Origin of the sequence: Citrobacter sp. Awk 2, from assembly GCF_028069815.1 — a bacterium.
Classification (GTDB): Bacteria; Pseudomonadota; Gammaproteobacteria; order Enterobacterales; family Enterobacteriaceae; genus Citrobacter.
The window spans coordinates 1-22,179 of sequence record NZ_JANEWL010000031.1; the positions used below are offsets into that span (position 1 = coordinate 1).

The window sequence follows — 22,179 nt, forward strand, 5'->3', positions numbered from 1 at the left end:
TATTTATATAGTAATATATAAAAAATTATATATATCGGGCTTGGCGATGAATAAATTACAACTCAAACACCGGGAACTGAAGATTATTTCGGTCATTGCTGCCAGTGAAAACATCAGTCACGCTGCCACAGTTCTCGGCATTGCACAGGCCAATGTCAGCAAATATCTTGCTGATTTTGAATCAAAAGTAGGGCTAAAGGTGTTTGACCGAACCACCCGGCAGCTGACCCTCACGCCGTTTGGTACTGCGCTGCTCCCTTACATCAATGACATGTTAGATCGAAACGATCAGTTGAATAATTTCATTGCTGATTATAAGCACGAGAAACGCGGCCGGGTAACGGTATATGCCCCAACGGGGATTATCGCTTACTTATCACAACATGTTATTGCTAAAATCCATGATATTGGTGATATTAGTCTTTCGCTAAAAACATGTAATCTGGAACGGAAAGCATTTTATGAAGGCGTAGAGTTTCCCGATGACTGTGACGTTTTAATCACTTATGCGCATCCCAAAGACGAATCATTGGTCGCCAGTTTTATTACTAAATATGCAGTAACGGCCTTTGCCAGCCCGGAATATATTAGCACTCATCCTATAAGTGGCCCTGAAGATCTTGAACAACACTCTTGTATTCTGATTGATTCCATGATGATCGACGATGCCAATATTTGGCGATTTACCTCCACCGATGGCAAAGAGATGCACGACTACCGCGTGACGGGAAATTACGTCTGCGACAACACGCAGTCTGCACTGGCGCTGGCTCGAAACCATCTGGGCATTGTTTTTGCGCCGAATACGAGCATGCAAAAGGATGTTCAGGCCGGGCTGCTGGTTCCGTGTTTCTCTGAACAACATGAATGGTGGCTGGATTTGGTCGCGATCTTCCGCAAGCGTGAATATCAGCCCTGGCGAGTGCAGTTTATTCTTGATGAGATGTTGGCAGAGATACGCCAGCAGCTTACTCAGGCGCTACGACAGCCTGAGTAGGCCAAATAGCCGGCGTCTAGTGGTCGAGATACAGGTAGTGCACCCAGCTGGTCATCCGCAGCAAGACCTTGCGCATGACCGACACATGTTCGAAGTGGTCAGAATAAACGGCGACCTGGGCGTAAATCCCATCAGGTAACGCGCTCACATCCGCATTTTCATTCAATTCGATTGTGGCAATCACCCCTTCTGAACCAGGCGTAGAATTCAACGATTGCAACGCCCCATTCGACTGATACGTCCCTCCCGGAACGGCTGGGCTAATAGCCGCCAGCTTACCGCTAAACACTTTACCCGGTAGTGCATTAAACACCACTTCGGCTTCATCGCCGGGTTCCAGTCGCAGCAACGAATTTTGGCGGAATTGGGCGATAATTTGCCGTTTTTGATCCGGAATAAACACCATTACCGGGCGCATCGGCAGCGCAGCGGCATAGGTTCCCGGCCGCATCAATACCTGCGTAACGTAACCATCACTGGGTGCGCGAACCACGGTTTGGTCAAGATTAAACTCCGCTTCAGCCAGCTGTGCTTTCAGGCTGGCAATTTGCGAATTTTCACCCAACACCAGGCTGTCTAACTGACTCTGTATTTGCTGTTGTTCGGCAATCGAGGATTTCACCGACGCTTCCTGCGCCAGATAGTTTTGCCGCGCCGCATCAATATCGCGTTCAGAGAAAGGATTCACCTTCGCCTGACTCCCCTGCGCATAGCGTTGGTAATCTTTCGCCAGCTTGTCACGTGTGGCTTTTGCCCGCTGCGTATTTGCAGCCATTTCATCCAGCTGCGCAGCAAGAGCCTGCTCTTTATGCTGGGCCGTGACAATATCGGCTTTCAGGCGGTCAACCCGCGCCTGATAACGCCCCGGATTCAGTTTAAACAGAACTTCGCCTTTTTTGATCAGCGTGTTCTTCTTATCCGTGACTTCCGTTACCACTCCCGTTACTTGTGGCACGACGGGAATAGAAATTACCGCCTTTTGTGCTTTAAATGTATACGGGTGGTTATAATTCATCAGTAATATAAGACCACACACAATAAATATGCCACCCAATGCCGCTGTAGGTACGGTCCATTTATTGACAGGAATTTTAAAAATCTTAAATATCGACCAGGCACATGCCACATAGGTCAGAATAATCAGTAAATCCATCGATATTACTCCGCCGGAGAGGTCTTCGCCTCACCCAGTTTCTTTTCCAAATCTGCTACCCGCGCTTGAAGCTGGGTCAGGGAAGAGTCAGCACTCTGACTCTGCATGCCCCACCCACGCTCCGGGCGATAAAGCGTTGCCCAGATCCATAAAAAGGGCCAAATAACATGTAAGGTAAACAAACTAACCCAACCCGCAACGTGTATTGCGTCAGCATGTGGATGGTTACGTTTCTTTGCAATTAGATAGGGAATATCATGCAGAATAATAATCCCGTAAAAAATGACCAGGAATACAAAAATAAGCACTCCTAATGCAAAATAATCAAGGAACATATTTGCCTCAGGGATTTAAATTAAATAATCGGCTGCTGTTTGATTTAAACAATAGCGTTGATAATAGTAGTGGAATGACCAGATTGGATGCAATGGTGTTATTTATATAACGATATATGGGTTTCTATATATACCCGTCGTCTTTCGAGTGGCAGGACATAACTTGATGCCCGGTACGCTAAACGCGCCCGGGCAGTAAGTGACGGGATATTAGAACAGCCCTAGCGGTTTATCCGAGTAGCTCACCAACAGGCACTTGGTTTGCTGATAATGCTCGAGCATCATTTTGTGTGTCTCGCGCCCGATGCCCGACTGCTTATAGCCGCCGAACGCGGCGTGGGCCGGGTAAGCGTGGTAACAGTTGGTCCAGACACGGCCTGCCTGAATACCGCGCCCCATCTTGTATGCCAGATTACCGTTACGACTCCAGACGCCGGCACCTAGCCCATATTGCGTGTCATTGGCGATTTCCAGCGCCTCATCCATGGTTTTAAAGGTGGTGACCGCCAGTACCGGGCCAAAGATCTCCTCCTGGAAAACACGCATGTTGTTCTTACCGAACAGAATGGTAGGTTCGAGGTAGTAGCCTTCTTTTAGCTCACCCTCCAGCTGCTTACGCCGTCCGCCGGTCAGCACATCCGCCCCTTCTTTCTTACCAATATCGATGTAATTCAGAATGGTTTCCAGTTGACCATGGGAAACCTGCGCCCCCATTTGTGTGATGCTGTCCAACGGGTTGCCGCTGCGGATACTCTCTACGCGACGAATCGCTCTTTCCATGAAACGTTCGTAAATGGATTCCTGTACCAGTGCGCGGCTTGGGCAGGTACATACCTCACCCTGGTTAAATGCAAATAGCGCAAAGCCTTCCAGCGCCTTGTCGAAGAACGCATCTTCTTCATCCATCACATCAGCGAAGAAGATATTTGGCGACTTACCGCCCAGTTCCAGCGTCACCGGGATGATGTTTTGCGTTGCGTACTGCATGATCTGCTGCCCGACTTCCGTCGAACCGGTAAACGCCACTTTCGCAATGCGTTTTGACGTCGCCAGATACTCCCCGATTTCCCCACCCGCGCCGTTCACCACGTTCACCACGCCAGGCGGTAGCAGGTCACCGACCACTTCCATCAGCAGCAGCACAGAAAGCGGTGTCAGACGCGCAGGTTTGAGCACTACGCAGTTCCCCGCCGCCAGCGCAGGCGCCATCTTCCAGCTCGCCATCAGCAGTGGGAAGTTCCACGGAATAATTTGTCCTACCACGCCAAGAGGTTCGTGGAAGTGATACGCCACAGTGTCGCTATCAACTTCACTGATTCCCCCTTCCTGTGCGCGGATACAGGAGGCGAAGTAGCGGAAATGGTCAATGGCCAGCGGCACGTCAGCGGCGCTGGTTTCGCGAATAGGTTTGCCGTTATCCCAGGTTTCTGCGGTGGCCAACAGCTCCAGGTTTTGCTCCATACGGTCGGCAATTTTGAACAGAATCGCCGCCCTGTCCTGCACCGAGGTATGCGCCCACTGCTCTTTAACTTTGTGCGCAGCATCCAGTGCCAGGTCGATATCCTTTTTGCCGGAAGAGGCCACTTCGCACAGTAATTGCCCGGTGACTGGCGTCAGATTTTGGTAATACTCACCGTCCACCGGTGCGACCCAGTTGCCGCCGATAAAGTTATCGTATCGGGCCTTTAACTTCAGAGGGTAACCATATTCGCCGGGATAAATACGCGTTGAAGGGGGGTTATTGGTCATGACCGTCTCCTTGCTGTAGGGGTATTACAAAGGTAGACGGGACTGGCGAATTATTCGCCAGCCTTTTACTGCTTTACGACAGATATCACGAATTACATTGCCGCGCGGTAGATCGCCATGATTTCCTCATGGGTCGCCTGGATCGGGTTAGTAAAGCCACAGGCATCTTTCAGGGCATTGGTAGCCAGAACAGCAAAGTCTTCTTCCTTAACGTTCAGCTCACGCAAACCTGCCGGAATATTCACTTTCTGGGCCAGTTCACGGATTGCCGCGATGCAGGCTTCGGCGCCTTGCGCTTCGTTCAATCCAGCCACGTCGACGCCCATTGCCGCAGCGCAATCGCGCAGACGCGCTGCGGCAACCTTGCTATTGAACACCTGAACGTGCGGCAGCAGTACTGCGTTGCAGACACCGTGTGGCAGGTCGTAGAAACCACCCAACTGATGCGCCATCGCGTGAACGTAACCAAGAGAGGCGTTGTTGAATGCCATACCCGCGAGGAACTGCGCATAAGCCATCGCTTCACGCGCCTGAGCATTGGCACCATCATCCACGGCGATCGTCAGGTTCTCTGCAATCATCGTCACAGCTTTAAGCGCACATGCATCGGTGATCGGCGTTGCCGCAATGGAGACATACGCTTCAATCGCGTGAGTCAGCGCATCCATACCGGTTGCCGCAGTCAGGGACTTCGGCATACCGACCATCAGCGAAGAATCATTGACGGACAGCAGCGGCGTAACGTGCTTATCCACAATCGCCATTTTGATATGGCGTACTTCGTCGGTAATGATGCAAAAACGGGTCATTTCAGATGCCGTTCCTGCCGTCGTGTTAATGGCAATCATCGGCAACTGTGGTTTTGCAGAACGGTCAACGCCTTCGTAATCACTAATATCGCCGCCGTTAGCCGCCACCAGCGCAATCCCTTTCGCACAATCGTGTGGGGAACCGCCGCCGAGGGAAATTACGCTATCACAGGCATTTTCTTTCAGCATTTGCAGACCTGCGGCAACGTTGCTGGTTGTCGGATTAGGATGCGTACCATCATAAATTACGCTGAAAATATCACGTTCCTGCAGCGCTTTTTGAATTTCACTCGCCATACCTAATTTCGCCAGCATGGCATCCGTGACAATTAACGTACGACGAAATCCATATTCCGCCATTGTATTCATTGCATCTTTTAATGAACCAGAGCCAATTACATTCACGGAAGGAATAAAAAATGTTGAAGCAGCCATTGTACGATCCTTAATTACTCAAAAGAGGCAGGAAGCATACGAGTGATAATCCCAACAAAATATGATCGTGATTGTTATTTTAATAACATCAGAGATTAAAAAGCACATTAGGTTCATAATCCAATGTGCTTTTTTAAATCAATATTTATTTTGTATTAATTCATTCTATTCCTGAATTAATTGTTTCATTACTTTTCAGGGAACAGTAATGCATCGCGTAATAAATGATCATTTCCCCGACGACGAGTAAAGCCGATACGGTCAAAATATTCCAGAATCTGGATAGCCAGTTTGCGTCCGACATTGAGCCTGTCGCGGAAATCGGCAGCGCAGGTCGACCCTCTCTTCTGATCCAGTTCGCGGATCAGATTCGCGAAGGCCACAATCCGATCGTTACGGTAATAACGATCTTTGACGATCGCCGTAATAATGCCCTGTTGCGCCGCCTGCCGTAGCGCCAGACGCATCGCCTGCTCGTCCGTAGCCGTGGTTTTCGCCAGATCTCGCACCCACCACGGCTCATCACCAAAAAGCGGTTCTACTTTTTGCCAGATAGCCTGCTGCTCATCGCTGAAACCGGCCTTATGATCCGGCAAATGCAGCCAGCCATGATGGCTATGAATCGCGCCGCTATCGCGCATCTTTTCAATCAGCAGCAGGACCAGCGCTTCATCTTCCATTGGCAGGGCCATACGACGCAGGCGTTCACGTCCAGGTCCTGGCTCATCACGATGTTGCTCATGGTAGGTCGCCAGCGTATCCAGAATCTTACGTTGCCAGCGTGCAGCAACGGGCGCATTCAACAGACTATACCCGGCGCGAATAAATCCATGTTGCTCAATCAACGGACGCATGCCGTCGCCATTGAGCTGGCGTGCCCACGCGAAATCGGGAATGTTCACCGCGCCGCGTGTCAGATGCAATGCCAGCGCTTCACCATCATTCTGCGCACTTTCCAGCGCCGACAGCCACTGTAAATACTCCGGCTTACGCTTCCCACGACGCGGCGAATTCAGCGTCACGACACGTGCGCCTGCCAGCGTCGTACGGGCAGAAATATCACGCAGCACCAGCCTGTCGTTATCGGCCAGCCACAGCGGTGTATCAAACACCAGTTCCGCCAGCGTCCCTTCGAGCAGTGAAATGCGCCCGGTCACATGGCTGGCTGCGTGGTGGATATGTAGCGGCTGCCACTGCATCAGGGGGGCCGAGTGTTCTAAAGAGACAATGACGCGTGAGAAGGCCTCCGGCGGCGCATCAGCAAGCAGCCAGTCACCACGGTTAATCTCTTCTTTTTGCGCATCACCGGCAATGTTCAGCGCAATTCGCTGCCCGGCATGAGCGTGTTCGGTCGGCTGGTTTTGCGCATGCAGGCTACGTACGCGCATCGGTTTGTTAACCCCGGTCAGCCACAACGCATCCCCGACGTTCACTTCTCCGCTGAGCGCTGTTCCCGTTACGACCAGACCTGCGCCTTTTACCGTGAAAGCGCGGTCAATTGCCAGGCGGAAGGTGTGATCGCGGGCCAGCTCACGCGGCGTCAACTGCAGCAAGTGGTCACGCAGCGCTTCGATACCACGGCCTTCATTGGCGGCAGTCACGAACAGTATCGCATCGGCAAAACCATAGTTACCCAGCGTGGTTTGCACCTCGGCACGTACTTCGTCAATGCGTGCTTCATCGACGCGATCGGCTTTTGTGAGCGCCACGGTAAGTTGTGGGCTGCCTGTCAGTTGCAGGATTTGCAAGTGTTCACGCGTTTGCGCCATCACGCCATCATCACAGGCCACCACCAGCAGCGCGTGGTCGATACCACCGACACCCGCCAGCATGTTGGACAGAAACTTTTCGTGGCCAGGGACATCGATAAATCCCAGTACCCGCCCATCCGGCTGCGGCCAGTAGGCATAGCCGAGGTCGATAGTCATGCCGCGCTTTTTTTCTTCCGGCAGTCGATCGGCATTCACGCCGGTAATCGCCTGTAATAACGTTGTTTTTCCGTGGTCAACGTGTCCGGCGGTTGCAATAATCATTTCAGCATCATCTCCATAAACCGGGTCTCGTCTTCAAGGCAGCGCAGATCCAGCCACAAGCGACCATCATAAATTCGCCCAATGACCGGCACGGGCAGCAGACGCCAGCGGGCGGCCAGCGCTTCGAGGCGGCTTCCACGCCCATCATGTGGGGTAAAGGTTAATGCCGCGCTCGGCAGCCTATCAACCGGTAACGAGCCGCTGCCAATCTGCGACAGGCAAGGCATGACATTCAACGCAAACTCGGCACCATAATGTTCTGTCAGTTGTGCCTGTAATCGTAGCGCCTGCTCGTGGATCGCCTCTTTCGTGCGGGTGAGCTGGCGTAGCGTTGGCAATTTCTCCGCCAGCGCTTCTGGGTGCAGATAGAGCCGCAGCGTTGCTTCCAGCGCTGCCAGCGTCATTTTATCAGCCCGTAACGCTCGTTTCAGTGGGTGTCGTTGTAAGCGGGCGATCATCTCTTTTTTACCCACAATAATGCCAGCCTGTGGCCCGCCCAACAGCTTGTCACCAGAGAAACTCACCAGGCTCACACCTGCGGCAATGAGCTGCTGCGGCATCGGTTCCTGCGGCAAACCATACTGACTGAGATCGACCAACGAGCCGCTACCCAGATCCGCCACGACCGGCACATCCAGCTCCTGACCAATGGCGGCCAGCTCAGCTTCATCCACCGCTTTCGTAAAGCCTTCAATGCTGTAATTACTGGTATGCACCTTCATCAGCAGGCCCGTATTTTCATTAACCGCCTGACGATAATCACTGGCATGGGTACGGTTGGTGGTGCCAACTTCGCGCAGGATACATCCAGCCTGAGACATCACATCGGGAATACGAAACGCGCCGCCAATTTCTACCAGCTCGCCGCGTGATACCACCACCTCTTTGCCCGCCGCGGTGGCCGCCAGCATCAACAGAACCGCAGCGGCATTGTTATTGACGATACAGGCATCTTCCGCGCCGGTCAGGCGGCAGAGTAAATCCGCCAGCGCACGGTCGCGATGTCCACGCCCGGCGTCATCCAGGCTGTATTCCAACGTCACCGGCGTACGCATCGCCTGCACCACCGCAGCAATCGCCTCCTCAGCTTGTGATGCACGCCCAAGATTGGTATGCAGCACAGTCCCCGTCAGATTAATTACCGGACGCAGTGCACTTTGCGATTCTCGTTCCAGCCGGGCGCTGGCCTCTTGCGCCCAGTCTTCGCTCCATGTTGGAAGCGCCTGCGTGTCGCGAATCGCCTCTCTGGCTTCATCGAGCATATGACGCAGCTGGTCCACCACGCGGGTATGACCGTGGGACTCACGTAAGACCTGGAAGGCGCTATCGCGCAGTAAACGATCGATAGCAGGAAGCTGGCTGTAGAGTGAACGCATGTCGGTTGTCATGAAAGGGCCTGGCTGTTGGTGGCCCTCTCCACCGTGGAGAGGGATATCGATATGCAGAGGATTGTACCGTGACTTTACTCAGGCGGACATAATACGCATCAAGCCTTTGGCGGTTCTGTGCGGGCGAAGCTTTCTCGTTGAAAGAGTGTTTCCACCAGTTTGACCAGACGTGGTCGGTCAACACACCAGCCAGGTGCAACCCGACGAAAATTGAGATAGCCCACGGCACAGGCAATCGCAATCGTTGCCAGATTAACCGTATCCGTTTTCAGCGTACCGTCCGCCAGATAACCTTCCAGCACATCCAGGCTGCGGGTAATTTTTTCGCGCTGGCGTAGCAATTCAGTTTCTGACTGCTGCGCAGCGGGGCGCGCCTGCTCACGTACCGACACCAACCCGGCATCCATGATACCGTCCGCCAGTGCTTCCAGTTGCCGTACTTTCAGTGCCGCCAACGGCTCACGCGGAAGCATAGCGGGTGCAATATCCAACAGCTCTATATATTCAGCAATGATCGGTGAATCAAACCAGTACTCTCCCTCATCGGTGACCAGTGCGGGCACTTTGCCTAACGGGTTATATCGCGCCACGCCGTTTTCCGCGTTATAGGGGAGTTCATTAACGAATTCGAAGGTGATGCCCTTTTCCAGCAACAGAATAGAAATTTTACGCACAAAAGGGCTGGTATAGCTGCCAATGAGTTTCATGCCGTGTCCTTTTTGCCAACAAAAAAGCGATGTCCAACGACTATCTGGACACCGCTTAGTATGGCTCAGGCCACGACAAATGGCAGGTGATGCTGGTCTCAATGATCTAAATAAAGATAATGCATCCAACTGGTCATACGCAGCAGCACTTTACGCATCACCGAGACATGGGCGAAATGGTCGGAATAGACCGCCACCTGTGCGTAGATCCCATCAGGTAAAGCATCCACATCAGCATTTGGTTCCAGTTCAATCGTCGCCAGTACACCATCCGTTCCCGGAACAACGGTTAAGGACTGCAATGCCCCCTGCGCCTGATAAGACCCTCCCGGCACAACCGGCAGGATGCTGGTCAGCTTACCGGTGAATACCTGACCCGGCAGCGCGTTAAACACCACCTCCGCTTCATCACCCGGCTCCAGACGGAGCAGAGAGTTCTGGCGGAACTGCGCCACAATTTGCCGTTTCTGTTCAGGTATAAATACCATTACGGGTCGCAGCGGTAGCGCAGCAGCATAGGTCCCCGGACGGATGAGTAACTGCGTCACGTAACCGTTGCTGGGCGCCCGCACCACGGTCTGATCCAGATTGTATTTCGCCTCTGTCAGTTGCGCGCGCAGGCTAACAACCTGTGATTGCTCACCGTTGACCATGCTGTCTAACTGGCTTTGAATTTGCGATTGTTCAGCGACCGACGCTTTGACCAACGCATCCTGTGCCAGGTAGTTCTGGCGTGCATTATCGATATCGCTTTCAGAGAATGGATTGACTCGCGCCTGGCTGCCTTTCAGGTAGCGCTGATAATCTTTGTACAGACGGTCACGTTCGGCTGAAACACGCGTGGTATTGGCCTGCGCCTCTGACAATTGCGCTTTTAAGGTCTCAATATTATGCGTTGCCGTCACCAGATCGGCCTGTAGCCTGTCGACCCGCGCCTGGTAACGTACCGGATCGAGCTTAAAAAGCACTTCGCCTTTTTTAATCAGTTGGTTATTTTTATCGGTTACCTCACTCACAATTCCCGTGACCTGCGGGGTAATAGGAATTGAAATAACGGCTTTTTGCGCGGTAAACGTATAGGGGTGGTTATAATTCATTAATAAGATGAGTCCCGCCACAATAAACACCCCGCCTAATGCGGCAGTCGCCAGTGTCCATTGGTTTACCGGAATACGGAATATCTTGAAGATGGCCCAGGCAAACGCCACGTAGGTCAGAACAATCAACAAATCCATGATTAAATCTCCGGGAAAGTGGAGTCATCAGTTTTTTTCTCCCCAGCCAGCCTTTGTTCCAACTGGGTAATGCGCGCTGCCAGCGCGGCAATTTCAGGGTCCTGTTCCTTTCCGGTCGGCGCGACATGTGACTGCATCCCCCAGCCCTTTTCAGGCTGGTAGAGCGTGGCCCAGATCCACAGAAACGGCCAGATAACATGCAGCGTAAACAAACTTACCCACCCAGCGGTATGAATGGCTTCCGCATGCGGGTGGTTACGCTTTTTAGCCATGTTGTAGGGAATGTCATGGATGGCAATGATTCCGTAAAACAGAACCAGAAAAACGAAGATCAGCACGCCTAATGCGAAATAATTTAGAAACATACCTGCCTCGAATTCACGCTAATTAGAGTTTTTTGTGCCGGCAGCCGTATGCTTCCTGGCTGATATTTTGAACATAACTGGAGATCGGGGTTTTCGCCATACCACAAAATAAATATTTTTTCTGGTGAGAAATTGCTCTCTTGTGCGAAAAAAAGTGCCAGGGTAGAAGCTGTTGAAGATCACATCCAGGGAATCTCCAATGAAAATACTTTGCGATCTACTTCACAAAAATCCAACAAACAGTGAATTACAAAACGTGAACCAATTCACATTTAATCGCCATTTTTAGCAAATTACTGGGTGCCGATGTTTTTTTGTACCGAAATTTTGTGACTTAAATCACATTAACTAACGCCACACACCCTATATTTACGTGACACAAGTCACATAAAAGGCCATCGACTGGACAGTTGAACGATTCAGTGCCAGATTTCGCAGTATCTACAGGGTCCGGCTACCTCCTGCCGCTACATTAACAAACCTCGGGCTTTCAGCCTGCGCGATAGCAAACATAAGAAGGGGTGTTTTTATGTCATCCGATATTAAGATCAAGGTGCAAAGCTTTGGTCGATTCCTCAGCAACATGGTGATGCCAAATATCGGCGCGTTTATCGCGTGGGGTATTATCACCGCATTATTCATTCCAACAGGGTGGTTGCCGAACGAAACGCTGGCGAAGCTGGTCGGCCCGATGATCACCTATCTACTGCCACTGCTGATCGGTTATACCGGTGGTAAGCTGGTAGGTGGCGAACGCGGCGGCGTAGTGGGTGCGATTACCACCATGGGCGTGATCGTCGGTGCTGATATGCCGATGTTCCTTGGTGCGATGATTGCAGGCCCGCTGGGCGGTTGGGCAATCAAACATTTCGACGGCTGGGTAGACGGTAAGATCAAATCCGGTTTTGAGATGCTGGTGAATAACTTCTCCGCTGGCATCATCGGTATGATCCTCGCCATTCTGGCCTTCCTCGGCATTGGCCCATTGGTTGAAGCCCTGTCCAAAATTCTGGCGGCCGGCGTTAACTTCATGGTTGTCCATGACATGCTGCCGCTGGCGTCTATCTTCGTTGAACCGGCGAAAATCCTGTTCCTCAACAACGCCATCAACCACGGTATTTTCTCACCGCTGGGCATTCAGCAGTCCCATGAGATGGGTAAATCCATCTTCTTCCTGATTGAAGCAAACCCAGGCCCGGGTATGGGTGTTCTGCTGGCGTACATGTTCTTCGGTCGCGGTAGCGCTAAACAGTCTGCGGGCGGTGCGGCTATCATCCACTTCCTGGGTGGTATTCACGAAATTTACTTCCCATACGTGCTGATGAACCCACGCCTGATCCTGGCCGTTATCCTCGGCGGTATGACTGGTGTATTCACCCTGACAATCCTGAACGGTGGTCTGGTGTCTCCGGCTTCTCCGGGTTCAATCCTGGCCGTGCTGGCAATGACGCCGAAAGGGGCTTACTTCGCTAACATCGCGGCAATCTGTGCGGCAATGGCGGTCTCTTTTGTGGTCTCGGCGATTCTGCTGAAAACCAGCAAAGTGAAAGAAGAAGATGATATTGATGCGGCAACCCGTCGTATGCAGGACATGAAAGCAGAATCTAAAGGCGCTTCTCCGCTGTCTGCTGGCGATGTCACCAACGACCTGAGCCACGTGCGTAAAATCATCGTCGCCTGTGATGCTGGCATGGGTTCCAGTGCTATGGGTGCAGGCGTACTGCGTAAGAAAGTACAGGATGCCGGTCTGTCGCAGATTTCCGTTACCAACAGCGCAATTAACAATCTGCCGCCGGATGTGGATCTGGTTATTACTCACCGTGATCTGACCGAACGTGCGATGCGCCAGGTTCCGCAGGCTCAGCACATTTCGCTGACCAACTTCCTCGACAGCGGCCTTTACACCAGCCTGACTGAGCGTCTGGTCGCGGCGCAACGCCACAACGTCAACGAAGAAAAAGTACGCGATCACCTGAAAGACAGCTTTGATGAAGGTGATAACAACCTGTTCAAACTGGGTGCGGAGAACATCTTCCTTGGCCGTAAAGCCACCAACAAAGAAGAAGCCATTCTGTTTGCTGGTGAGCAACTGGTGAAAGGCGGCTACGTTGAGCCGGAATACGTCCAGGCAATGCTGGACCGCGAAAAACTGACCTCTACCTACCTGGGTGAGTCCATTGCGGTACCGCACGGCACCATCGAAGCGAAAGATCGCGTGCTGAAAACGGGTATCGTATTCTGCCAGTACCCGGAAGGTGTGCGCTTCGGTGAAGAAGAAGATGATATTGCCCGCCTGGTCATTGGTATCGCTGCGCGTAACAATGAGCATATCCAGGTGATCACCAGCCTGACCAACGCGCTGGATGATGAATCTGTCATCGAACGGCTGGCACATACCACCAGCGTGGATGAAGTTCTGGAACTGCTGGCGGGTCGTAAGTAAGCGTTATTGCCCGGTGGCGCTCACGCTTACCGGGCCTACAAAATCCTCTCCGCAAAGGAGAGGGTTAGGTTGAGGGGAAATCTATGCGGTCCCTCACCCCAGCCCTCTTGGGTAAAAACATTAATGAAGGTTAATACTATGAAAGCATTACATTTTGGCGCAGGTAATATCGGTCGTGGCTTTATCGGCAAACTGCTGGCTGACGCGGGGATACAACTCACCTTTGCGGATGTAAATCAGGTAGTCCTTGATGCCCTGAATGCCCGTCATAGCTATCAGGTTCATGTCGTAGGTGAAAACGAGCAGGTCGATACTGTTTCAGGCGTCAACGCCGTTAGCAGCATCGGTGATGATGTCGTCGACCTGATTGCCCACGTTGATTTAATCACCACGGCTGTGGGTCCGGTTGTGCTTGAGCGTATCGCACCGGCCATCGCCAAAGGGCTGGGCAAACGCAAAGCTCAGGGCATCACCACTCCGCTGAATATCATCGCCTGTGAAAACATGGTACGCGGAACCACACAGTTGAAAGGCCACGTGATGAACGCACTGGCAGACGCTGACAAAACCTGGGTTGAAGAGCATGTTGGTTTTGTCGATTCCGCCGTGGATCGCATCGTGCCGCCATCTGCTTCTGCGACCCACGATCCGCTGGAAGTGACCGTGGAAACCTTCAGTGAGTGGATTGTCGACAAAACGCAGTTCAAAGGCGTGCTGCCGAACATCCCAGGAATGGAATTAACTGATAACCTGATGGCATTTGTCGAACGTAAACTCTTCACGCTGAACACCGGGCATGCTATAACCGCGTACCTCGGAAAATTGACCGGTCATCAGACCATCCGTGACGCGATTCTAGACGAGAAAATCCGCGCAGTGGTAAAAGGTGCAATGGAAGAGAGCGGCGCGGTACTGATCAAACGCTATGGCTTTGATGCAGCAAAACATGCGGCATACATTCAGAAAATCCTCGGTCGTTTTGAAAACCCGTACCTGAAAGATGACGTTGAGCGCGTGGGCCGTCAGCCGCTGCGTAAACTAAGCTCAGGCGACCGTCTGATTAAACCCCTGCTGGGCACGCTGGAATATGGTCTGCCGCACGTTAATCTGGTTCAGGGTATTGCCGCTGCGATGCATTATCGCAGTGCAGAAGATCCGCAGGCGCAGGAACTGGCTGCACTGATTGACGAAAAAGGCCCACAGGCCGCTCTGGCGCAAGTGTCCGGACTGGATGCCAACAGTGATGTGGTTGCGGAGGCGGTTAACGCATATAACGCAACCAAATGATACAGAATACGGCGCAGGTCATCCTGCGCCGACATGACAGATTGTCAGATATGCAGGCAATAATGGAACAAACACAGGCCTTTGAAAATCGTGTGCTTGAGCGTCTGAATGCTGGCAAAACCGTACGCAGCTTCCTCATCACCGCCGTAGAATTACTCACCGAGGCGGTGAATATCCTGGTGCTTCAGGTATTTCGCAAAGACGACTATGCGGTGAAATATGCCGTAGAACCGTTACTCGACGGCGATGGCCCATTGGGCGATCTTTCAGTGCGTCTGAAGCTCATCTACGGCCTGGGCGTACTCAGTCGTCCGGAATATGAAGATGCGGAACTGTTGATGGCACTGCGTGAAGAGTTAAATCACGACGGCAATGAATATGCGTTCACCGATGACGAAATTCTTGGGCCATTTGGTGAGCTGCACTGCGTGACGGCGCTCCCGCCACCCCCGCAGTTTGATACCTCAGACTCGGGTCTGCACGCCATGCAAATCCAGCGCTACCAGCAAATGGTACGCTCCACGATGGTGCTTTCCCTGACCGAGCTGATTTCTAAAATCAGCTTAAAAAAAGCCTTTCAAAAATAAAGCGGTGCGCTTTACTTCTCTTCCTGCTGTGGCCGGTACAGCTGTCGATAGTACGCCAGGCGTTGCAGATACAGCTCGGCATTCTCTTGCGGCACTTCAGAAGGGACAACGTTGCGCGGCGGTGTTTTATTCAAATACTCGCGGAAAGCCTGGCTTGAAGCCATAAAATCGATAGTTTTATCAATAAGAATAGAAACGTTCTCACCTATTTTCGCCATGATGACCAATCCTCCATGTATTCTCCGCGTACGGCCTACGCGGTCGATGATTTAAGTTTAGGATCAGGTGGGCGATTATATTGAGGAAAACGTGCTTCACTATAAACCCGCAAATAAAAAGCACCGCCACCGATCTTATCGCTTAAAATTCCATATTAATCAAAACACTAGCATTATCATTAGCGGAGTAATACTTGCGGTATTTGATTATTTATCTTCGATTAGTTGTGAATAATCCCGCTCTGCGCGCATACTATAGGATATTCATCCTATTTTTATCAGAAGCTATCCTATGAAAGAAGTCGAAAAAAACGAAATTAAACGTCTCAGCGATCGTCTGGACGCTATCCGCCACCAGCAGGCTGACCTCTCGCTGGTTGAAGCCGCCGACAAATATGCCGAGCTGGAAAAAGAGAAAGAAACGCTGGAAGCAGAGATTGCGCGTCTGCGTGAAGTGCATGGTAAGAAGCTGAGCAAAGAAGCACAAAAGCTCTCTAAGCTCCCCTTCCGTCGCGCCATCACCAAAAAAGAACAAGCAGACATGGGTAAGCTGAAGAAAAGCGTGCGCGGCCTGATTGTTGTCCACCCGATGACCGAACTAGGCCGTGAAATGGGCCTGAAAGAGATGACGGGCTTCGCGAAGAGCGAGTTCTAATCGCTCACGCAACGTTGGATTTTCCGTACCCCTACGTAACAGGTGGGGGTACGGCATGCTCGGGCTAAAATCCGAATTTTTCCTAAAATATAATCACACCTTCCATATATAAATTTATTTCAATCGTGTTGCTCTACGTTATAGACCAACAGAACGAGCCGCAATATTCAGTTACATTCATACAATGAATTTTTTCCTCTCTGTCTCTTCCCTCTTCCGCAGAACATAATTGACCAACAAAATTAAATAATATTATCATCCGCAAACACCCGCACCCGACATATATGTATTGTGATTAGTTCTCAGTAAAATATCACCGTTTAAAATTCATTATTAGCATCAGCGACCAGCTGATTACATAACGGTGATGAATATTTTTATTGTTCTCATCACCTATATATCGGCCAGAGGTAAACATATATTTTCGCCATATGAATAGATGAGCAAGCAGTTATTTTTACATCATATAAATAAGGATTTTTATATGCACAAATATGGAAGGTTTATTCCCCCCGTCATCTTAGGATTTTCATTTTTGCTCTCGGCCTGCGATTACACGGCCGATAAAGGCCTTATCGAAACGCTGAAGAAACAGCAGCAAGAGCAAGAAGCAAAGATAAACCTACTGGAAAAACAGCAAACTAGCGTTATCTCGGCGACGACAAAACTCGCTCATGTCGTTGGCCGTATCGAACGTAAACAACGCTTGTTCGAATACACGGAATTGGACCCATCACAAACCCGCTACTTTGTCATTAATAACGGCAATGTCGGGTTAGCGGGACGCATTCTATCTATTGAACCCATTGATGATGGCAGCGTTATTCATATTTCGCTGGTTAATTTATTAAGCGTACCTGTTTCTAACGTTGGTTTTCATGCCACCTGGGGCGGTGAAAAACCTATTGATCTAAAAGAATATGCCAAATGGCAACAGTTGCTATTTAGCACCGCCATGAACTCCACGCTGAAATTATTACCAGGTCAATGGCAAGACATTAACTTAACGTTAAAAGGGGTGTCGCCCAATAACCTGAAATACCTCAAGTTGGCGATTAATATGCAGAATATCAACTTCGACAATCTTCCCCCTGCTGATACCAGGCAGAAAAAAAGCAAAAAATAAATGCAGTTATTGCACTTATAACAAGGAATAGAGAGCACCAACAATGAACAAAATTTTTAAAGTTATCTGGAACCCTGCAACTGGCAACTTCACTGTCGCCAGTGAAACAGCGAAAGGTCGTGGCAAGAAATCTGGGCGCAGGAAGCTGTTAGTATCTGCATTAGTCGCCGGTGGGCTGATGTCGTCGTTTGGGGCAAGTGCTTCTGTCAGTCTCGATGGTGGTACATATTCTGATGGCACCGAAATAAGTGACAGATGGATTGCTATTGGTCAAGGTGCGAAGGCTTCCTCTGCATCCGGTGGCTCAGCAAGTATTGCTATTGGGGTAAATGCATTATCTGATGCGGGGGCTACTGCAGTGGGTTTTCAGAGTAGTGCTACTGGACAAAGTTCAGTAGCACTGGGGCAGCTATCGACAGCCGCAGGGAGCAGGGGGGTTGCTATCGGAAGTGGCGCTAGTGCCGCTGGCGACTATAGCCTGGCATTAGGTAGAGCGGCCTTGGGCAATGGCACAGGTTCCATTGCAATGGGTGAGAAAAGCGAAGCCAACGGATTATATAGTTTGGCATTCGGCGCAAACAGCATAGCTAACGCGGACAATACCGTTGCGTTTGGATATGGTGCCAGTGCAACCAAAACTGGAGCAATGGCTTTCGGTCAGGCTGGAAAAGCAGATGGTTTAAATTCTATTGCGTTAGGTAATAAAAGTCAGGCAAGCAGCGAAGACAGTATTGCGATTGGACAAGAAAGCTATTCTAGTAGTGAAAAAAGTATTGCGATTGGTAGCCTGTCCAATGTAACTGGTGTCAACTCCGTTGCTCTGGGCACAGAGTCTACTGCCGCAGAAGATAATACTGTTTCAGTGGGTAACGATACGCAGCAGCGTAAAATTGTCCATATGGCAAAAGGCGATATCAGCAGTACCAGTACTGATGCCATCAATGGTTCACAGCTTTATGATATCAGTAAGTCAGTTGCAGACCGTCTGGGCGGTGGTGCCTCAGTGAGTACTGCCGGAGTTGTTAACGCCCCTAGCTACAAACTGCAAAGTGGTAGCTTTAATAATGTTGGCGACGCGTTAAAGGGAATTGACGATAATACATTACAATGGGACTCGCTTAAAAACGTCTACAGTGCAGCACACGGCTCCAATGCCACCAGCACAATTACTAATGTAAAAGCGGGTGCATTGAGCGCATCTAGCACCGATGCGGTTAACGGTTCTCAGCTATTTGAAACCAATCAGAACGTGGCGCAAAACACCACCGACATCGCAACAAACACGACAAATATCGCGACCAATACCACGGACATTGCAACAAACACCGGCAATATCGCGACCAACACCACGGACATTGCGACCAATACCAGCAATATCGCAACCAACACAACCAACATCACCAATCTGAATACCTCGGTTTCCGACCTCAGCACCACCGTGACGGATCTCACCAATGATGCTCTGCTGTGGGATGCGACCGCTGGCGCGTTTAGCGCCGGTCATGGTGCCAACACCACCAGTAAGATCACCAACGTGGCGGCTGGTACTCTGTCCGCAGACAGCACCGATGTGGTTAACGGTTCTCAGCTATTTGAAACCAATCAGAACGTGACGCAAAACACCACTGACATCGCGACCAATGCGACCAACATCGCGACCAACACAACCGATATCGCAACAAACACGACAAATATCGCGACCAATACCACGGACATTGCAACAAATACCGGCAATATCGCGACCAACACCACGGATATTGCGACCAATACCAGCAATATCGCAACCAACACAACCAACATCACCAATCTGAATACCTCGGTTTCCGACCTCAGCACCACCGTGACGGATCTCACCAATGATGCCCTGCTGTGGGATTCGACCGCTGGCGCGTTTAGCGCCGGTCATGGCGCCAACGCCGCCAGTAAGATCACCAACGTGGCGGCCGGTACTCTGTCCGCAGACAGCACCGATGCGGTTAACGGTTCTCAGCTATTTGAAACCAATCAGAACGTGGCGCAAAACACCACTGACATCGCGACCAATACGACGAATATCGCGACCAACACAACCGATATCGCCAACCTTAATACCTCGGTTTCCGACATCAACACCACCGTAACGGATCTCACCAATGATGCTCTGCTGTGGGATGCGGCCGCAGGCGCGTTTAGCGCCAGTCACGGTACTAACACCACCAACAAAATTACCAATGTCGCCGCAGGCACCCTGTCCGCAGACAGCACCGATGCGGTTAACGGTTCTCAGCTGTATGAAACCAACCAGAATGTGGCGCAGAACACCACCAATATCACGACGAACACCACCGATATTGCCGAACTGAACACGTCTATTTCCGACATGAGCACCACCATCACCGGCCTCTCGGACGATGCCCTGCTGTGGGATGCAACATCAGGCGCGTTTAGCGCCAGCCACGGCGCCAACGCCACCAGCAAGATAATTAACGTAGCGGCCGGCACCCTGTCCGCAGACAGCACCGATGCGGTTAACGGTGCTCAACTGTATGAAACCAATCAAAACGTAGCGCAAAACACCACGGATATTGAGGAGATCAACACTTCAATCACCAACCTTAGCGGCGACGCGTTGAAATGGGATGACACAGCAGAGGCATTTAGCGCCAGTCACGGTACTAACGCCACCAACAAAATTACCAATGTCGCCGCAGGCACCCTGTCCGCAGACAGCACTGATGCCGTCAACGGCGCTCAACTGTATGAGACAAATCAGCTAATCGCCCTGAATAGCGAAGTTATTAACAACTTAGCCGGCGATACCAGCGACACCTACATCACCAACAACGGGACGGGTATGAAATACGTCCGCACTAACGACACCGGGCTCACCGAAGATGACGCGCACGCCTCCGGCATTGGCGCGACGGCCGTCGGTTATAACGCCGTCGCATCAGGCGCCAGCAGCCTGGCTTTAGGTCAAAACAGCCAAAGCATCGTCGATACGGGGATTGCGCTGGGCAGCGGGTCAGTATCAAACCGTATAGTCTCCTCAGACAAACAGGCAACCAGCGTGACGAGCGATGGCGTCGTTATCGGCTATGACACCACGGACAGAACTCTGCTTGGCGCATTGTCCCTGGGTACCGATGGTGAAAGCTATCGTCAAATCACCAACGTTGCGGATGGTTCTGAAGCACAAGACGCCGTCACGGTACGCCAGCTGCAAAACGCGATTTCCGCCGTATCGACCACGCCAACACAATACTTCCATGCGAATTCGGACGAAGAAGACGCGCTGGCGGTTGGCGCTAACTCCATTGCCGTCGGCCCGAAAACCGTCGTCAATGGCGATACGGGCGTAGGCATTGGCTATGGCGCGACGGTTGCGCAAACGGCCAGCAATGGCATAGCTTTTGGAACAAACGCACAGGCAAACCATGCTGATAGCGTTGCGCTTGGGAGCAATTCACAAACCACCGTAGGCGCGCAAAGCAGCTATACCGCTTACAATTTGGATACCGCGCAAAGCTCAAGCGGAGAAGTGTCTGTAGGCAGCGCATCCGGCCAGAGGCAAATCACCAACGTTGCTGCGGGTACGCAAGATACCGATGCCGTTAACGTTGCGCAGTTGAAAGCCACCGATAGCCGCGTTGCCGCCAATACCGAAAGTATCACCAATCTGAATACGCAGGTGAGCAGCCTTGATACCCGGGTCACGAATATTGAAAACTCTGTTGGCGATATTGTGACAACGGGTAATACCAAGTACTTCAAGACCAGCTCAACGGGTGACGATGCCAATGCTCAGGGCGCGGACAGCGTCGCGATTGGCTCTGGATCTATCGCTTCTGCTGATAATAGCGTCGCCCTGGGGACTAACTCCGTGGCCGATGAAGCCAATACCGTTTCTGTTGGTTCATCCACACAGCAACGCCGTATTACCAACGTCGCCGCTGGGGTCAATAACACCGATGCGGTTAACGTGGCGCAGTTGAAAGCCTCCGAAGCGGGTTCCGTCCGTTATGAAACCAATTCTGATGGGTCGATAAACTACAGTACGCTCAACCTCGGAGACGGCAGCGGCGGCACGACACGCATCGGCAATGTTTCTGCCGCGGTGAATGACACAGATGCGGTTAACTATGCGCAATTGAAAAAGAGCGTAGAAGAAGCAAATACCTACACCGACCAGAAAATGGGTGAGATGAATAGTAAAATCAAAGGTGTAGAGAACAAGATGAGCGGCGGTATCGCTTCTGCCATGGCGATGGCAGGTCTTCCACAGGCCTACGCGCCTGGCGCCAACATGACCTCGATTGCGGGAGGCACATTTAATGGCGAGAGCGCAATCGCGCTTGGTGTCTCCATGGTGAGCGAAAGTGGTGGCTGGGTCTATAAATTACAAGGAACCAGCAACAGCCAGGGTGATTACTCGGCGGCCATTGGTATGGGTTTCCAGTGGTAATCCGTTAACGACATCACCGATGCTAAAGGCAATGGCCACGCCGCCATTGCCTTTTTATTTTCTTCACACTCCTGTTATTGGCCCTACCAATTATCACCAGATCCGAATACCCCCTCACATTTCGTTAAAATTAGCCTACAATACCGTTGCCAATAAATAACATCTGGTTAACCATTCGTTGTCATTATCCCTACACAACAATATTGGCAGGGC

Annotated in this window: 17 protein-coding genes; 7 read left to right on the forward strand and 10 right to left on the reverse strand. The window is 51.3% G+C overall.

Going from position 1 to position 22,179, the window contains the following annotated elements:
• Window positions 1–46: 46 nt before the first annotated feature.
• The gene (locus NNO02_RS10215; RefSeq protein ID WP_271454742.1) at window positions 47–997 is read left to right on the forward strand and encodes a LysR family transcriptional regulator; all 951 of its coding nucleotides are present in this window, start codon (window positions 47–49) and stop codon (window positions 995–997) included.
• Window positions 998–1,013: 16 nt separating this feature from the next.
• On the opposite strand, the gene NNO02_RS10220 is transcribed toward NNO02_RS10215, so the two are convergent.
• From NNO02_RS10220 to NNO02_RS10260, 9 genes are all read right to left on the reverse strand, one after another.
• Window positions 1,014–2,150: an HlyD family secretion protein gene (locus tag NNO02_RS10220; RefSeq protein WP_271454721.1), complete on the reverse strand. Its 1,137-nt coding sequence runs from the start codon at window positions 2,148–2,150 to the stop codon at window positions 1,014–1,016.
• Between the two features lie 5 nt (window positions 2,151–2,155).
• Window positions 2,156–2,485: a DUF3302 domain-containing protein gene (locus tag NNO02_RS10225; protein WP_271454722.1), complete on the reverse strand. Its 330-nt coding sequence runs from the start codon at window positions 2,483–2,485 to the stop codon at window positions 2,156–2,158.
• A 210-nt stretch (window positions 2,486–2,695) separates the two neighbouring features.
• The gene (aldB, locus tag NNO02_RS10230) at window positions 2,696–4,234 is read right to left on the reverse strand and encodes an aldehyde dehydrogenase AldB (protein ID WP_271454723.1); all 1,539 of its coding nucleotides are present in this window, start codon (window positions 4,232–4,234) and stop codon (window positions 2,696–2,698) included.
• Window positions 4,235–4,326: 92 nt separating this feature from the next.
• Complete coding sequence (yiaY, locus tag NNO02_RS10235) at window positions 4,327–5,478, reverse strand: L-threonine dehydrogenase (protein ID WP_271454724.1); 1,152 nt, start codon at window positions 5,476–5,478, stop codon at window positions 4,327–4,329.
• 188 nt (window positions 5,479–5,666) lie between these two features.
• Complete coding sequence (gene selB, locus NNO02_RS10240; protein WP_271454725.1) at window positions 5,667–7,511, reverse strand: selenocysteine-specific translation elongation factor; 1,845 nt, start codon at window positions 7,509–7,511, stop codon at window positions 5,667–5,669.
• A complete protein-coding gene (gene selA / locus NNO02_RS10245) occupies window positions 7,508–8,899 on the reverse strand; it encodes an L-seryl-tRNA(Sec) selenium transferase (RefSeq protein ID WP_271454726.1) in 1,392 nt (463 codons plus the stop codon). The genes selB and selA overlap by 4 nt, the downstream gene beginning before the upstream one ends.
• Before the next feature lie 98 nt (window positions 8,900–8,997).
• Window positions 8,998–9,606: a glutathione S-transferase gene (locus NNO02_RS10250; protein ID WP_271454727.1), complete on the reverse strand. Its 609-nt coding sequence runs from the start codon at window positions 9,604–9,606 to the stop codon at window positions 8,998–9,000.
• A 98-nt stretch (window positions 9,607–9,704) separates the two neighbouring features.
• Entirely contained in the window at window positions 9,705–10,841 is a 1,137-nt protein-coding gene (locus NNO02_RS10255; protein WP_137382079.1) for an HlyD family secretion protein, read from the reverse strand.
• Between the two features lie 2 nt (window positions 10,842–10,843).
• Entirely contained in the window at window positions 10,844–11,206 is a 363-nt protein-coding gene (locus NNO02_RS10260) for a DUF3302 domain-containing protein (RefSeq protein ID WP_271448755.1), read from the reverse strand.
• Between the two features lie 529 nt (window positions 11,207–11,735).
• Here NNO02_RS10260 and mtlA point away from each other — a divergent pair.
• From mtlA to mtlR, 3 genes are all read left to right on the forward strand, one after another.
• Window positions 11,736–13,649 carry a PTS mannitol transporter subunit IICBA gene (mtlA, locus tag NNO02_RS10265; protein ID WP_202037423.1) on the forward strand — a complete coding sequence of 638 codons (1,914 nt, stop codon included), beginning with the start codon at window positions 11,736–11,738 and terminating at the stop codon, window positions 13,647–13,649.
• 138 nt (window positions 13,650–13,787) lie between these two features.
• Window positions 13,788–14,936, forward strand: a complete 1,149-nt coding sequence (mtlD, locus tag NNO02_RS10270; RefSeq protein WP_271454728.1) for a mannitol-1-phosphate 5-dehydrogenase — start codon at window positions 13,788–13,790, stop codon at window positions 14,934–14,936.
• Window positions 14,933–15,523, forward strand: coding sequence for a mannitol operon repressor MtlR (mtlR, locus tag NNO02_RS10275; protein ID WP_271440361.1), 591 nt, complete (start codon window positions 14,933–14,935; stop codon window positions 15,521–15,523). Before mtlD ends, mtlR begins: the two co-directional genes overlap by 4 nt.
• Window positions 15,524–15,534: 11 nt before the next feature.
• Here mtlR and NNO02_RS10280 read toward each other — a convergent pair whose 3' ends face one another.
• Window positions 15,535–15,741, reverse strand: a complete 207-nt coding sequence (locus tag NNO02_RS10280; protein ID WP_137382084.1) for a hypothetical protein — start codon at window positions 15,739–15,741, stop codon at window positions 15,535–15,537.
• Window positions 15,742–16,033: 292 nt separating this feature from the next.
• Here NNO02_RS10280 and NNO02_RS10285 point away from each other — a divergent pair, with 292 nt between their 5' ends.
• The 3 genes from NNO02_RS10285 (at window position 16,034) to NNO02_RS10295 (ending at window position 21,966) form a co-directional block, all read left to right on the forward strand.
• Window positions 16,034–16,396 (forward strand): YibL family ribosome-associated protein, encoded by a 363-nt coding sequence (locus tag NNO02_RS10285; protein ID WP_271440359.1) that lies wholly within the window; start codon window positions 16,034–16,036, stop codon window positions 16,394–16,396.
• Between the two features lie 484 nt (window positions 16,397–16,880).
• Window positions 16,881–17,522 (forward strand): DUF3251 domain-containing protein, encoded by a 642-nt coding sequence (locus NNO02_RS10290; RefSeq protein WP_271454729.1) that lies wholly within the window; start codon window positions 16,881–16,883, stop codon window positions 17,520–17,522.
• 43 nt (window positions 17,523–17,565) lie between these two features.
• Window positions 17,566–21,966 carry a YadA-like family protein gene (locus NNO02_RS10295; protein WP_271454730.1) on the forward strand — a complete coding sequence of 1,467 codons (4,401 nt, stop codon included), beginning with the start codon at window positions 17,566–17,568 and terminating at the stop codon, window positions 21,964–21,966.
• Window positions 21,967–22,179: the final 213 nt, after the last annotated feature.